Genomic DNA, 12,578 nt, shown 5'->3' on the forward strand with positions numbered 1-12,578 from the left:
AAAAAAGCCAAGTCAAGCGGCAAATCGCTGACTTGGCTTTTTTATTGTTAATATTTATCCCCATTAAAAATCGAATTCTTCACAATCACATAATCTACATTACGGATTGCGTCAAGTTTTGTTCCGCCTGCATAAGAAATAGCAGACTGCAGATCCTGCTCCATTTCAATCAGCGTATCCTTGATTGAGCCTTTATGTGCCACGTGCATTTTCTTGCCTTCTACATTTTTCTTTTCGCCTTTTTGGAATTCAGAGGCTGAGCCGAAGTATTCTTTGTAGAGCTTTCCGTCTTTTTCGATCGTTTGGCCTGGTGATTCTTCGTGGCCGGCAAATAGTGAACCGATCATGACCATTGTGGCGCCGAAGCGGATTGATTTTGCGATATCGCCATGTGTGCGGATGCCGCCATCCGCGATAATCGGTTTACTCGCAGCTTTGGCACACCAGCGCAGTGCAGCTAATTGCCAGCCGCCTGTGCCGAAGCCGGTTTTGATTTTCGTAATGCATACTTTTCCCGGTCCGATGCCGACTTTAGTGGCATCCGCTCCAGCATTTTCAAGCTCTCTGACTGCTTCCGGCGTTCCGACATTGCCGGCAATGACAAAGGTGTCAGGCAAATGTTTTTTAAGGTGCTGGATCATTTCAATAACGGCTTTTGAATGACCGTGAGCAATGTCGATTGTCACGTAATCGGGAGTCAGTTTTTCTTCTGCCAGCTGGCGGACAAATTCGTACTCCTCTTCTTTGACACCCACACTGATAGAAGAGAATAATCCGCGTGCGTTCATATCTTTCATAAAATCTATTCGTGTTTCAGGTTCAAAGCGGTGCATCACATAAAAGTAGCCATTTTCGGCTAATTGAATGGCCAGCTTTTCATCTATAATCGTCTGCATATTGGCAGGAACGACAGGCAATGTAAATGTACGTCCGCCTAAACGTACGGATGTATCACATTCTGAACGGCTGTTTACAATACATTTTGCAGGAATTAACTGAATATCTTCGTAATCAAATACGTTTTCCATCATTTTCACTCCTAAAAACGAATATTTAAAAGAATAATATATTAATCGTTCGCCTTGTATAATGTACTCTGTTTTATTTAGGATGTCAAACGTTTTATTTGCTTGCAGGGGTGTGCAAGTGCCTAAGCTTGTCATGCACAGTGAGTTTGGGTATGATAGTTTTAACGAATGGTCTTAGAGAGCGGATCAAAAACGCGAATCATATACGTTCAGCAAAGCTTGGTCGTTCAGCACCAGGCTTTCTTTATGCTGAGCGTGCGAAAGGAGCGAATGAGATGACGCAAAACGAAGAAAAAACACCGAAGTCGCAAAAGATCCAGGATCGCATTATCATGGCAATGATCTGGATCGTCGCAGCCCTTGTGATTGCGCTGGTTCTTGGAACTGCATTGAATTATATCAATATCTTCAAATAAAAAAGGAGCTGTGTCGCTGACACAAACTCCTTTTTTTCTTATTTGTTTTCAAAAAGACTTGTGGAGTGAAGAGGCTGTACGCGGGCTTTCGGATCCATGTAAGCCTTGGCGTTGTTCACTGCTGTCGGTGCCTCGCCGAAGCCGCTTGCGATCAGGTTGACTTTTCCTTCGTATGTACAAATGTCACCTGCTGCAAAGAAGCCTTCGATGTTTGTTTCCATCGTTGATTTGACGACAATGGAATTTTTTTCGATGTCCAGACCCCAGTTTTTGATCGGCCCAAGAGATGACACGAAACCGTAATTGACGATTAAGTCATCGATTTCTAAAATCTCTTTGCGATCGCCTTTCACTTCTTCAAGCACTAGCTGTTCAATTTGGTCTTCACCAATCAGCTCCGCAGGGACGAATGGCGTCAGGACATTAACCTTCGACGCATGAAGGTTTTCCACACTGTGCTCGTGCGCGCGGAACTTATCGCGGCGGTGAATGATGGATACTTCTTTTGCGATTGGCTCAAGCATAAGCGCCCAGTCAACCGCTGAATCTCCGCCTCCAAGGATCGCAACGCGTCTGCCGGCGAATTTTTGCAAATCGTCAACGAAGTAGTGAAGGTTTTTGCCTTCATACTGCACGGCATTTTCAAGTTCAAGCTTTCTCGGTTTGAATGCGCCGTTTCCTGCAGTGATAATCACTGTTTTGGAGTAGTGGATTTCTTCATTTGTCACAAGCTTAAACACACCGTCCGCTTGTTTTTCAACAGATTCAACCGCTTGCTCCAGGCAGATGGTTTGGTCGAATTTCGCCATTTGCTCTTTTAGGTTGTTGATAAGCTCTTGGGCGCGGATTTTCGGGAATCCCGCTACATCATAAATATATTTCTCAGGGTATAGGGCGCTAAGCTGTCCGCCGAGCTGAGGCAGGCTTTCGATAATTTTGACGCTTGCCTGTCTCATGCCTCCGTAAAAAGCGGTGAATAAGCCGACCGGTCCCCCGCCTATAATGGTAATATCATAAACCTTTGTATCCTCTCGCATACGAAAATGGCCTCCTAAATGAAAATTGTTATTAATTATACCATATTGCTGTTGAAATTGACGAGTCAGCAGAAAAAATCGCAAGTGTATGGTATGCGCATCCGTCCTTGAAAAAATTTCCGCAGGCAGATACGATGATAACCAAATAAATTGATCTTTTTCTGAATGTTTCTTGGGCCAGACGGATAAATATGATAATAGTGCTATGGGGAAGGACTTCCACAAAAAACTTTTTCAATATATTTCATAAAATCCCGCCAATAAGCTGAAGCTAACACAAATGATGATTTTATTATGCGTCTAACAAAAGCAAAAAAAGAGAAGGTGGATGTGATGGCATTGAATAAGCCCAAAATCGTGATTTTAGGTGCAGGATATGGCGGATTGATGACGGTAACTAGGCTGACAAAGTTTGTGGGACCGAATGATGCTGATATTACGCTTGTGAATAAACACAATTATCATTACGAAACGACATGGATGCATGAAGCGAGCGCAGGTACGCTCCATCATGACCGCTGCCGTTATCAGATAAAAGATGTAATCAACCAGTCGCGGGTCAATTTTGTACAGGATACTGTAAAGGCAATCAAAATTGAAGAGAAAAAAGTGGTGCTTGCAAATGGAGAGCTGCAGTACGATTATTTAGTCATTGGACTCGGCGCAGTACCTGAAACGTTCGGCATTAAAGGGTTGAAGGAATATGCGTTTCCGATTGCCAACATCAACACCTCGCGCCTGCTGCGGGAACATATCGAGCTGCAGTTTGCGACTTACCATACGGAAGCGGAAAAACGGCCGGACAGGTTAACGATCGTTGTAGGCGGAGCCGGATTTACGGGGATTGAATTTCTTGGCGAGCTGGCAGCACGCGTACCGGAGCTCTGCAAGGAGTATGACATTGACAGAAGCCTCGTGCGAATCGTATGTGTGGAAGCCGCGCCGACCGTATTGCCCGGCTTTGATCCTGAGCTTGTTGATTATGCCGTTCATTATCTTGAGGAAAACGGAGTTGAGTTTAAGATCGGAACGGCTGTGCAAGAATGTACACCGGAAGGAGTTAGAGTCGGGAAAAAAGATGAAGAACCTGAGCAGATCAAATCGCAAACCGTTGTATGGGCGGCAGGTGTCCGCGGCCATCCGATTGTGGAGGAAGCCGGCTTTGAAAACATGCGCGGCCGGGTCAAAGTCAACCCTGATCTTCGCGCACCCGGGCATGACAACGTCTTCATTCTTGGCGACAGCTCACTGTTTATGAATGAAGATACAGAGCGTCCGTATCCGCCGACTGCGCAAATTGCGATGCAGCAGGGGATAACGGTTGCTAAAAACCTTGGGAGGCTTATTAAAGGCGGAGAGCTTGAACAATTCAAGCCGGACATTAAAGGAACCGTCGCTTCCCTCGGCGAGCATAACGCGGTTGGAGTCGTGTATGGCAGAAAGCTGAAAGGCACGCCGGCTTCGTTTATGAAAAAAGTCATCGATAACCGCTCACTGTTTATGATTGGCGGACTCGGACTGACGCTGAAAAAAGGCAAGTTTAAGTTTTTCTAAAAACCCGCTTCCGCGGGTTTTCTTTATTAAAAAACGCCAAAACAAAAAGATAACGAGAGAAAAACAAGTATGTTTCCGCTTACATCAAAAGATTTGTCACATGATCTGACTTTATGATTGACAGCTTGATATGATATATTATCAGAAAATTAGGAAAAAAAGGTGATAATCAGATGAAAACTGCGACGACAACCGCTTCACATGCATGCCCATTTTGCTCAGGGAAAGGGTATTTTCAATTGATCCTCGGCGGTTCAGAGACTTGTCCATCTTGCCAGGGGACAGGAAAAGACAGTCATTCTTTTTCCAGCCGTTGACTTTTTTTCACCCCCCGCGTTACACTAAAAACAACGCAGGGGGTGGAATAGTTGATTAGTCTGCCAGTCGTCGTCATCTCAATTGTTCTGTTTTTTGTTTTGTTTTTTGGAATCGGTTTCTTATTAAATATGCTGCTGAGAATGTCTTGGATTATGGCTGTGATCTATCCAATTGTATGCCTTTTGATTATCAGCAAGGATAAGCTGATCAGCTATATACAGTCTCCGGGAGAATCTTTTGCCGGCCTATTTCATCGTATCGTATCATTAGCGGCTGCCGATGTGCTGATTTTAGCCAGCGGTTTGGCTGGCGCTGTCGTATCCGGTATCGCGATCAACATGCTCAGAAAAAGAGGATATCAAATGTTTTAAATGCCGCTTTCTTCTAAAGAAAGCTTTTTTTGTGCTTTCTGCTCATTCATCATGTTGAATATTGCGCTCTCCAATTGGGAATAATGATTCGGAGGAGAGGTGAATGATGTTGAATATGATCAGACGTTTGCTGATGACCTGTTTATTTCTGCTTGCATTTGGCACGACATATTTATCAGTGTCAGGAATTGAAGCGAAGGACTTGTCAAAATGGGTGCAGGAACATCAAAAAAAGCACTTGAAGCATGCTGGACTGACATTAAAAGCATTGCAGCAGAAAAAAACACAAACGATATCCGCGGCCAAGGATCAAACAAAACCGTTAGAAGAAGCTTTTGATTGGGACGAGTATCCGGTTCAAAAAGTAACAGCAACAGGCTACACAGCAGGAGCTGAATCGACGGGAAAAAAACCCGGCGATCCATTATACGGGCTTACATATTCAGGTGTAAAAGTGAAACGGGATTTATACTCCACGGTTGCCGCTGATCCGTCCATTTTCCCGATCGGCACGATTTTATTCATTCCGAATTACGGTCTTGGAGTTGTGGCAGACACAGGATCTGCTATTAAGGGAAACCGCCTTGATCTGTACTTTGAAACCGTCAAAGATGTGTACAATGAATGGGGCAAAAAAACCCTTGATGTATATGTGATTAAAAAGGGAACGGGAAAGGTCACCGAGGATGAGCTCGAGAAGCTCAATGAAACAAAATCTTTGCAAGTGTTCAGGAATCAATATAAAACTGTGAAAGAATAAAACGCTCCAGCTGCCGCTGGAGCGTTTTTCATATGAACAAGTAAGCGAGTATCAATGTAAGTAAGATACCTGTTAAGCCTCCGAAAAAGACCTCGATCGGCTGGTGTCCGAGAAGTTCCTTCAGCTTTTTTTGCTTTTCTTTTTCTTCAGCCTTCGGGAAGTCCTTTGCTTCATTTACGAAGCGGTTAAAATCAATGACAAGCTTATTGATGACCGTTGCCTGTTCACCGGCGTGGCGTCTGACGCCAGTTGCGTCAAACATGGTAATGACGGCGAAAATGGCAGAAACCGCAAAGAGGGAGGAGTCTAATCCATGCTCCAAGGCTACGCCTGTAGAAAGCGCAGTGACCGCTGCGGAGTGTGAGCTCGGCATGCCGCCTGTGCTTGTGACCAGCGACCAGTCTAGTTTTCTGGATGCGATAAACTGTATGGGCACTTTGATGACCTGAGCAAAAATAATCGCGGCCAGACTTGATAATAAAGGGAAGTTTGTTAAAAGTTCCATTGGCGACATCCTTTCTATTTGAAAAAATCCTTCGTGTTTCAAAAGAAAATAACAAGTCTTAGACTGTTGTTTGATAAAATAAGTGTAATGGAAAGAATGTTTTTCCTATTATACCATTGTTCATAACAAATACCCATTACGTTAGGAGTGTAAGCATATGTTTTATGCGATTCAGTCATTAGAGCATACGGAAACCCTTGTGGTTGGGCTTTTTCAAAAAAGCCAGCTGTCAGGCAAAGCGCTGGAAATTGATGAGATGCTGGAGGGCCATCTGACACAGCTTTTGAAAGATGGTGATGTCTCTTCTAAACCAAATCAAGTATCAAAAGTATACCCTCCATCTTCTGCGGGTATGAAACGGATTTATTTCGTTGGTTTGGGAAGAGAAGCCAATTATTCATTTGAACAGGCGAAGGAATGTTTTGCCCATGTGTTTCAAGCGATTCATAAAGACCGAAAACAAGAAGCTTCTCTCCTGCTTGATACATTTATTTCGGAAGACGTGCCTGCCGCGGATGCCGCTCATGCTTTAGCTGAGAGCTGCCTGCTTGCTTCCTATGAGGTGCAGGATTATAAGCACAAATCAAATGAGCCGGATAAACAAATGGAAGCCGTGTACGCCGTCACAGATGAAGATACACAGGAAGTGCAGGCGGGGCTTCGCGTCGGCCAGGCATACGGCCAAGGGGCAAATTCGGCTAGAACCCTAGTGAATATGCCCGGAAACATGCTGACAGCGACTGACCTTGCTTCATATGCGGAAGAGCTTGCGGCGAAATATGATTTTGAGTGTGAGATATTGGAGAAATCAGAGATGGAAGAGCTCGGCATGGGCGGAATACTTGCGGTAAACCAAGGCTCGGCCGAACCGCCGAAGATGATTGTTTTGAAGTATCAGGGCAAAACGGAATGGGAGAATGTCGTCGGACTTGTCGGAAAAGGAATTACCTTTGACACAGGCGGCTACTCCATTAAAACGAAATCTGGAATCGTCGGCATGAAATCTGATATGGGAGGAGCAGCTGCGGTTCTTGGCGCAATGGAAACGATCGGAGAGCTTCGTCCCGAGCAAAACGTGCTGGCTGTCATTCCTTCAACCGATAATATGATCTCAGGCAGCGCGATGAAGCCTGATGATGTGATCGTATCATTAAGCGGAAAAACAGTTGAAATCCTCAATACGGATGCTGAAGGAAGGCTTGTGCTTGCAGATGGCATTACATACGCGAAACAGCATGGGGCGTCAGTTCTTGTTGATGTAGCTACGCTGACCGGCGGCGTTGTTGTGGCATTAGGGACAGAAACGACCGGCGCTATGACAAATGATCAAAGCTTTTATCGGCAGGTAGCTGATGCTGCGGAAGAATGCGGCGAGGCGATCTGGCAGCTGCCGATAACAGAGAAGGATAAAAAGCGAGTGAAGAGCAGCCAAATGGCGGATCTCAGCAATTCGCCGGGACGCGAAGGACATGCGATTATGGCAGGGACGTTTCTTGGTGAATTTGCCGAAGCAATGCCTTGGGTGCATCTTGATATTGCGGGAACGGCGACGTCTAATAAAGCAAGCTGCTTCGGGCCATCTGGTGCGACCGGTGTTATGGCCAGAACACTTGCCACACTGGCGGAGCGATTTACATCGGAAGAGAAGAAAAGCGAATAATATTAATCCCTGCTGCGAAGTGCGGCGGGGATTTTTTCTTCCAAAATCTTTAGTTGACTAAAGTGTATCGGTTGTGATACGATACGTTCATACTTTATTTATCTACTACATTAGCAAACTAAAGGATTTTTGGAGGGTTATTATGAACGCAGTCGTCATCGCAGTACTGCTTATGCTTGTTTTAAGCCTGCTGCGTGTCAATATTGTTATCGCATTAATCATAGGGGCTCTGGCCGGAGGATTAACAGGCGGGCTCGGACTTGGAGAAACGGTTAAAGCTTTTACAGACGGGCTCGGCGGAAATGCCACCGTTGCAGTGAGCTACGCCATGCTTGGCGCGTTTGCTGCGGCTTTAACAAAAACGGGTCTTCCGGACGCAATGGTGGAAGCCTCCGTTAAATTGATCGGCAACAAAGAGGACACCCGCAAAAAAGCACTGTCCAAAGTGCTGATTGTACTAATTATTTTAATTATATCTTGTTTTTCGCAAAACGTGGTTCCGGTTCACATCGCATTTATCCCGGTGCTGATTCCGCCGCTTTTGAAAATCTTTAATGAACTTGAAATAGACCGCCGTCTGATTGCGTGTGTGATTACATTCGGTTTAACGGCGCCTTATATTTTAGTGCCGGTCGGTTTCGGCCAAATCTTTCAGGGCATACTCAAGGATAATGCGGCAGCTGCCGGATTAAACGTATCCCTCGGTGATATTCCTTACGCTTTAATGATCCCGGTTGCGGGTATGGTTGTAGGTCTGATCATATCAATCATCGTATTCCGTAAACCGAAAACATACGAAACAAAAGAAATATCTGGTGCGGCCGCTTCTCCATATACGAAAAAAAGCCTGGCGATCGCGGTTCTTGCCATCGCAGTGTCACTCGGCGTCCAGCTTTATTTATCACAGTCGCTGGGAGTAGAAGGGATGATTATGGGTGCGCTGGCGGGTCTGATCATTCTGTTTGTCAGCGGCGTAATGAAGCGTGATGAAGCGGATTCGCTGATTACTGACGGAATGGTTCTTATGGCCTTTATCGGTTTTGTCATGCTCGTTGCAGCCGGGTTTTCAAATGTATTGACGAAAACCGGAGATGTCGAGTCATTGGTTAAAACAGCGGCCGGCATAATGGGGCACAGTCAATTAGTGGGCGCACTGCTGATGCTTATTGTGGGCTTGTTCATTACAATGGGAATTGGTTCCTCTTTTGCGACGATTCCGGTTATCACAACGATCTTTGTGCCTCTATGCATGCAGCTCGGATTCAGCCCGATGGCCACGGTTGCGATTATCGGAACGGCAGCTGCGCTTGGCGATGCCGGTTCACCTGCCAGCGACAGTACACTTGGACCGACTTCAGGTTTGAGTGCGGACGGCCAGCATCACCACATTTGGGATACTTGTGTGCCGACCTTTTTATTTTATAATATCCCGCTTATCATTTTCGGCTGGATTGCGGCGATTGTTTTATAGGAAAAAGGCTCCCCTTTACTGAGGAGCCTTTTCTCGTTATGATAAAAAAACCGTACGGTAGAATGAGTTTTCACGTGGACGATATGTGATTTCTGTTAAAGCCGGTTGCTTTCTGAATAGAGCGGTAGATCGCAGGTGCGATAAACGCCAGCACCACAGCCAGCGCCGTGTCTTTTACCATAAACCAAGTCATAAAGCCCCAAGCCGTGACGTAGCTCACTGGCGTATGAATCCATAGGTTCAGTGCAAGATACATATAGGTAGTCCCGATGATATACATGATGGCCGTTCCAATAAGAGAAGCAATCAGAAATCGGGTGTTGCCCGGCTGCGCTTTGCGCTCTAAAAACCATCCAGCTGCAAACGCTGCCGGGATGTATGAGAGAATAAACCCGCCACTTTTTCCTACAAACGGTGCGAAGCCGGCTGAAAATTGAGCAAACACAGGCGCTCCGGCCAATCCGACAAGCGCATATACAATCATGGCAATACCTGCTCGTTTGCTGCCGAGAAGCAAGGCTGCCAAGAGACAGAAGAACGGCTGCATCGACAACGGAATGCCGGCTACTTGTAAAAAGGGCGCCACTGAAGTAAGATTGGCGCCGACGGCCATAAGTGCGGCGAACATCCCAATCAGCGCCATATCTCCCGCACGAAGTCTATGTTGTTTCATTGTTGTTCCCCCTTAGGTTTACATTCACAATCATAGCGTAATAAAGAACAGAAAGATTGTCAACATAATTCGAAATTAGGTTAACAAAAAGGAGGTTTTGTATGTATTTCGGAAAAACAAAACAATCCGATCAATCGGGGAGAGTACCGCCAAATCAAAACGTCACAACCTCATTTCCTGTGCTTCATACGGGAAATGTTCCATATTACGAGGATATGGCCAAATGGAACCTTCAAATATACGGATTGGTTGACCATCCGATGCTGCTAAGCTTTGAAGATGTCAAAGCCTTTCCTCAGTACGAATCGAAAAATGACATCCATTGCGTCACGGGGTGGTCACGGCTTGATAATGTGTGGCAGGGCGTGCGTGCTCGTGATCTAGCGGAAAAAGCGGGTGTCAAAAAAGAAGCGGGCTACGTCATTTTACATGCGGAAGAGGGGTGGACGACCAATCTGCCGCTCGATGATTTTTTAGCGGAAACCTCCCTTCTGGCCTATGCGCATAACGGCGAACCCTTAACGCCTGAACACGGCTTTCCGCTGCGGGGGGTGTTTCCGCATCTGTATTTTTGGAAAAGCGCCAAGTGGTTGCGCGGCATCCAATTTACGAAAGAGAACCATCCTGGCTTTTGGGAGCAGAATGGTTATCATATGAGAGGCGATCCTTGGCAAAATCAAAGATTTACTTGGGATTAAGGTTCTGTTTCATGCAGGACAATCTGCATCCTTATCAGGTTTTTATTTCCATATCATTAGTCTTCAGGTACCTTATTTGATGAAGGTGCCTTTTTTATTCGGGAAAAAGTTGACTTTCTTTGGAAGAAAACCTATTATTTGAGTTGTCTAGTTGATAGTGAAAATCATTATCACAATTTGTGGTTTTGGTTTAAGGAGAGGAATGTTGTACTGCATGAGAGAGAAAATCGACCGGGCGAAAGGTGGGACACAAAACTCATATACCATTCCGGGTACGGAAGTGCGTATAATGTCTTCACGCGATCACAACCGTACCTATCAAATTTTCATTTCGAAACCGAGTACGCCGCCGCCGCGCGCTGGTTATCCTGTGATTTATCTGCTGGATGCCAATTCTGTCTTCGGAACGATGGCGGAAGCCGTTCGAATACAGGGGCGCCGTCCTGAAAAAACCGGGGTGATCCCTGCTGTGATCGTCGGCATTGGCTATGAGACAGCAGAACCGTTTTCCTCAGCGCGTCACCGGGATTTTACAATGCCGACGGCTGAATCAAAGCTGCCGAAAAGGCCCGACGGAATAGATTGGCCGGAACATGGCGGAGCAGAGGGATTCTTCAGTTTTATTGAGGAGGATCTGAAACCGGAGATAGAACGAGATTACCAGATTGACAGAAACAGACAAACAATCTTTGGCCACTCACTTGGGGGGCTGTTCGTGTTGCAGGTGCTGTTAACAAAGCCGGATGCGTTTCAAACGTATGTCGCGGGAAGTCCTTCTATTCATTGGAATAAACCATTTATTCTCGAAAAAACGGCCCATTTCGTCTCCCGCTTAAAGAAAACAATCAGGCTATCAATCTCCTGCTTGCCGCAGGAGAATTGGAGCAGCATCATAAAAGCCGGATGAACGATAATGCGAGGGAGCTTTACGAGCGGCTGGCCGTTTTATCTGAACAAGGCATACGGGCAGAATTTTGCGAGTTTTCAGGAGAAGGGCATATTTCTGTTCTTCCTGTTTTGGTCAGCCGGGCGCTGCGTTTTGCGCTTCACCCTGACGGACCGCATATGTCAATGGGCTGAGGCATTCTCAGCCTTGCTTCTAAAAATAAATAGTCATCACTGAAATTATATTTGACTGTCACATGACATTTGGATATGATTATTTTTATAATTGATAATGATAATCATTATCAATGAGTTGCGCTTTTCTTGTCGAGGCGCCATAGTCTTTTTCGCTGGATGCCCGTTCGGCATCTGAAGCAAAGAAAGGAATTGATGATATGGATGCTATGGGTATAAAGGGCAAAATTGCTTTGATAACTGGAGCTGCCCAAGGAATAGGTGAAGCTGTTGCGCGGACGCTTGCCGATCAAGGCGCGCACATTGCAGCAGTCGATTATCATCCTGAAAAGCTTCAAAAGGTTGTGAATAGCCTCAAAGACGAAGGCTGCCATGCGGAAGCCTTTCCTGCGGATGTGAGAGACAGCGCGGCGATTGACGAGACCACGGCGCGCATCGAACGTGAAATGGGGCCGATCGATATGTTGGTGAATGTAGCAGGTGTCCTTCGCCCGGGGCTGATCCATACACTCAGTGATGAAGAATGGGAGGCCACGTTCTCAGTGAATTCGACCGGCGTGTTTAACGTCTCGCGTTCAGTCAGCAAATATATGATGGACCGGAGATCGGGTTCGATTGTAACGGTCGGATCGAATGCTGCCGGTGTGCCGAGGACATCAATGGCGGCATATGCCTCTTCAAAGGCTGCGGCTGTGATGTTTACGAAATGTCTTGGCCTTGAGCTTGCAGAATATCATATCCGCTGCAATGTGGTATCTCCCGGTTCAACAGAAACAGACATGCAGTGGTCATTATGGGCCGATGAAAATGGAGCAGAGCAAGTCATAAAAGGATCACTTGAGACATATAAGACGGGAATCCCGCTCAAAAAACTGGCTCAGCCTTCGGATATTGCGGGTGCCGTGCTTTTTCTGGTTTCTGGCCAGGCGGGGCATATAACTATGCATAATTTATGCGTAGATGGCGGCGCGACCTTAGGCGTGTAACTCATTTAAAGGAGGTTTATG

The 12,578-nt window shown here is 46.0% G+C and carries 13 protein-coding genes and 1 pseudogene; 10 read left to right on the forward strand and 4 right to left on the reverse strand.

The annotated features are described in order from the left end of the window. Positions 1 to 47 precede the first annotated feature (47 nt). Positions 48 to 1,028 carry a GMP reductase gene (gene guaC, locus SC79_RS14240; protein ID WP_039075606.1) on the reverse strand — a complete coding sequence of 327 codons (981 nt, stop codon included), beginning with the start codon at positions 1,026 to 1,028 and terminating at the stop codon, positions 48 to 50. A 275-nt stretch (positions 1,029 to 1,303) separates the two neighbouring features. Here guaC and SC79_RS20145 point away from each other — a divergent pair, with 275 nt between their 5' ends. Beyond that, positions 1,304 to 1,444, forward strand: a complete 141-nt coding sequence (locus SC79_RS20145; protein ID WP_010329949.1) for a hypothetical protein — start codon at positions 1,304 to 1,306, stop codon at positions 1,442 to 1,444. Between the two features lie 38 nt (positions 1,445 to 1,482). Here SC79_RS20145 and yumC read toward each other — a convergent pair whose 3' ends face one another. Then, complete coding sequence (gene yumC / locus SC79_RS14250) at positions 1,483 to 2,481, reverse strand: ferredoxin--NADP reductase 2 (protein ID WP_039075608.1); 999 nt, start codon at positions 2,479 to 2,481, stop codon at positions 1,483 to 1,485. Between the two features lie 333 nt (positions 2,482 to 2,814). Here yumC and SC79_RS14255 point away from each other — a divergent pair, with 333 nt between their 5' ends. The 4 genes from SC79_RS14255 (at position 2,815) to spsC (ending at position 5,484) form a co-directional block, all read left to right on the forward strand. Continuing rightward, positions 2,815 to 4,035 (forward strand): NAD(P)/FAD-dependent oxidoreductase, encoded by a 1,221-nt coding sequence (locus SC79_RS14255; protein WP_039075706.1) that lies wholly within the window; start codon positions 2,815 to 2,817, stop codon positions 4,033 to 4,035. Between the two features lie 173 nt (positions 4,036 to 4,208). Continuing rightward, positions 4,209 to 4,352, forward strand: coding sequence for a YuiA family protein (locus tag SC79_RS20150; RefSeq protein WP_003243733.1), 144 nt, complete (start codon positions 4,209 to 4,211; stop codon positions 4,350 to 4,352). 51 nt (positions 4,353 to 4,403) lie between these two features. After that, positions 4,404 to 4,724 carry a YuiB family protein gene (locus SC79_RS14260; protein ID WP_039075609.1) on the forward strand — a complete coding sequence of 107 codons (321 nt, stop codon included), beginning with the start codon at positions 4,404 to 4,406 and terminating at the stop codon, positions 4,722 to 4,724. Positions 4,725 to 4,827: 103 nt separating this feature from the next. Then, on the forward strand, positions 4,828 to 5,484 hold the full coding sequence (gene spsC, locus SC79_RS14265) for a stationary phase survival protein SpsC (protein WP_082022723.1): 657 nt from the start codon (positions 4,828 to 4,830) through the stop codon (positions 5,482 to 5,484). 28 nt (positions 5,485 to 5,512) lie between these two features. Here spsC and SC79_RS14270 read toward each other — a convergent pair whose 3' ends face one another. Further along, complete coding sequence (locus SC79_RS14270; protein WP_010329943.1) at positions 5,513 to 5,989, reverse strand: divergent PAP2 family protein; 477 nt, start codon at positions 5,987 to 5,989, stop codon at positions 5,513 to 5,515. 157 nt (positions 5,990 to 6,146) lie between these two features. Between SC79_RS14270 and SC79_RS14275 the strand changes: the two genes are divergently transcribed. Together SC79_RS14275 and SC79_RS14280 are read left to right on the forward strand one after the other, a co-directional pair. Continuing rightward, entirely contained in the window at positions 6,147 to 7,649 is a 1,503-nt protein-coding gene (locus tag SC79_RS14275; RefSeq protein WP_039075611.1) for a leucyl aminopeptidase, read from the forward strand. A gap of 142 nt (positions 7,650 to 7,791) precedes the next feature. Beyond that, complete coding sequence (locus tag SC79_RS14280) at positions 7,792 to 9,120, forward strand: Na+/H+ antiporter family protein (protein WP_039075612.1); 1,329 nt, start codon at positions 7,792 to 7,794, stop codon at positions 9,118 to 9,120. 70 nt (positions 9,121 to 9,190) lie between these two features. Here SC79_RS14280 and SC79_RS14285 read toward each other — a convergent pair whose 3' ends face one another. After that, a complete protein-coding gene (locus tag SC79_RS14285) occupies positions 9,191 to 9,793 on the reverse strand; it encodes a biotin transporter BioY (RefSeq protein ID WP_039075613.1) in 603 nt (200 codons plus the stop codon). A gap of 101 nt (positions 9,794 to 9,894) precedes the next feature. Between SC79_RS14285 and SC79_RS14290 the strand changes: the two genes are divergently transcribed. From SC79_RS14290 to SC79_RS14300, 3 genes and pseudogenes are all read left to right on the forward strand, one after another. Continuing rightward, entirely contained in the window at positions 9,895 to 10,491 is a 597-nt protein-coding gene (locus SC79_RS14290) for a sulfite oxidase-like oxidoreductase (RefSeq protein WP_039075614.1), read from the forward strand. A gap of 214 nt (positions 10,492 to 10,705) precedes the next feature. Continuing rightward, positions 10,706 to 11,571: pseudogene (gene besA / locus SC79_RS14295) on the forward strand (ferri-bacillibactin esterase BesA). A gap of 200 nt (positions 11,572 to 11,771) precedes the next feature. Continuing rightward, complete coding sequence (locus SC79_RS14300) at positions 11,772 to 12,557, forward strand: 2,3-dihydro-2,3-dihydroxybenzoate dehydrogenase (RefSeq protein WP_039075615.1); 786 nt, start codon at positions 11,772 to 11,774, stop codon at positions 12,555 to 12,557. Positions 12,558 to 12,578: the final 21 nt, after the last annotated feature.

Source organism: Bacillus sp. MSP13 (assembly GCF_000815295.1).
GTDB lineage: Bacteria > Bacillota > Bacilli > Bacillales > Bacillaceae > Bacillus > Bacillus vallismortis.

What these genes read in the sequence shown, in the direction of transcription:
- SC79_RS14270 (WP_010329943.1), bottom strand. Translation starts at nt 5,989, where the DNA reads ATGGAACTTTTAACAAACTTCCCTTTATTATCAAGTCTGGCCGCGATT.
- SC79_RS20150 (WP_003243733.1), top strand. Translation starts at nt 4,209, where the DNA reads ATGAAAACTGCGACGACAACCGCTTCACATGCATGCCCATTTTGCTCA.
- SC79_RS14280 (WP_039075612.1), top strand. Translation starts at nt 7,792, where the DNA reads ATGAACGCAGTCGTCATCGCAGTACTGCTTATGCTTGTTTTAAGCCTG.
- yumC (WP_039075608.1), bottom strand. Translation starts at nt 2,481, where the DNA reads ATGCGAGAGGATACAAAGGTTTATGATATTACCATTATAGGCGGGGGA.
- guaC (WP_039075606.1), bottom strand. Translation starts at nt 1,028, where the DNA reads ATGGAAAACGTATTTGATTACGAAGATATTCAGTTAATTCCTGCAAAA.
- SC79_RS14290 (WP_039075614.1), top strand. Translation starts at nt 9,895, where the DNA reads ATGTATTTCGGAAAAACAAAACAATCCGATCAATCGGGGAGAGTACCG.
- spsC (WP_082022723.1), top strand. Translation starts at nt 4,828, where the DNA reads ATGATGTTGAATATGATCAGACGTTTGCTGATGACCTGTTTATTTCTG.
- SC79_RS14255 (WP_039075706.1), top strand. Translation starts at nt 2,815, where the DNA reads ATGGCATTGAATAAGCCCAAAATCGTGATTTTAGGTGCAGGATATGGC.
- SC79_RS20145 (WP_010329949.1), top strand. Translation starts at nt 1,304, where the DNA reads ATGACGCAAAACGAAGAAAAAACACCGAAGTCGCAAAAGATCCAGGAT.
- SC79_RS14275 (WP_039075611.1), top strand. Translation starts at nt 6,147, where the DNA reads ATGTTTTATGCGATTCAGTCATTAGAGCATACGGAAACCCTTGTGGTT.
- SC79_RS14285 (WP_039075613.1), bottom strand. Translation starts at nt 9,793, where the DNA reads ATGAAACAACATAGACTTCGTGCGGGAGATATGGCGCTGATTGGGATG.
- SC79_RS14300 (WP_039075615.1), top strand. Translation starts at nt 11,772, where the DNA reads ATGGATGCTATGGGTATAAAGGGCAAAATTGCTTTGATAACTGGAGCT.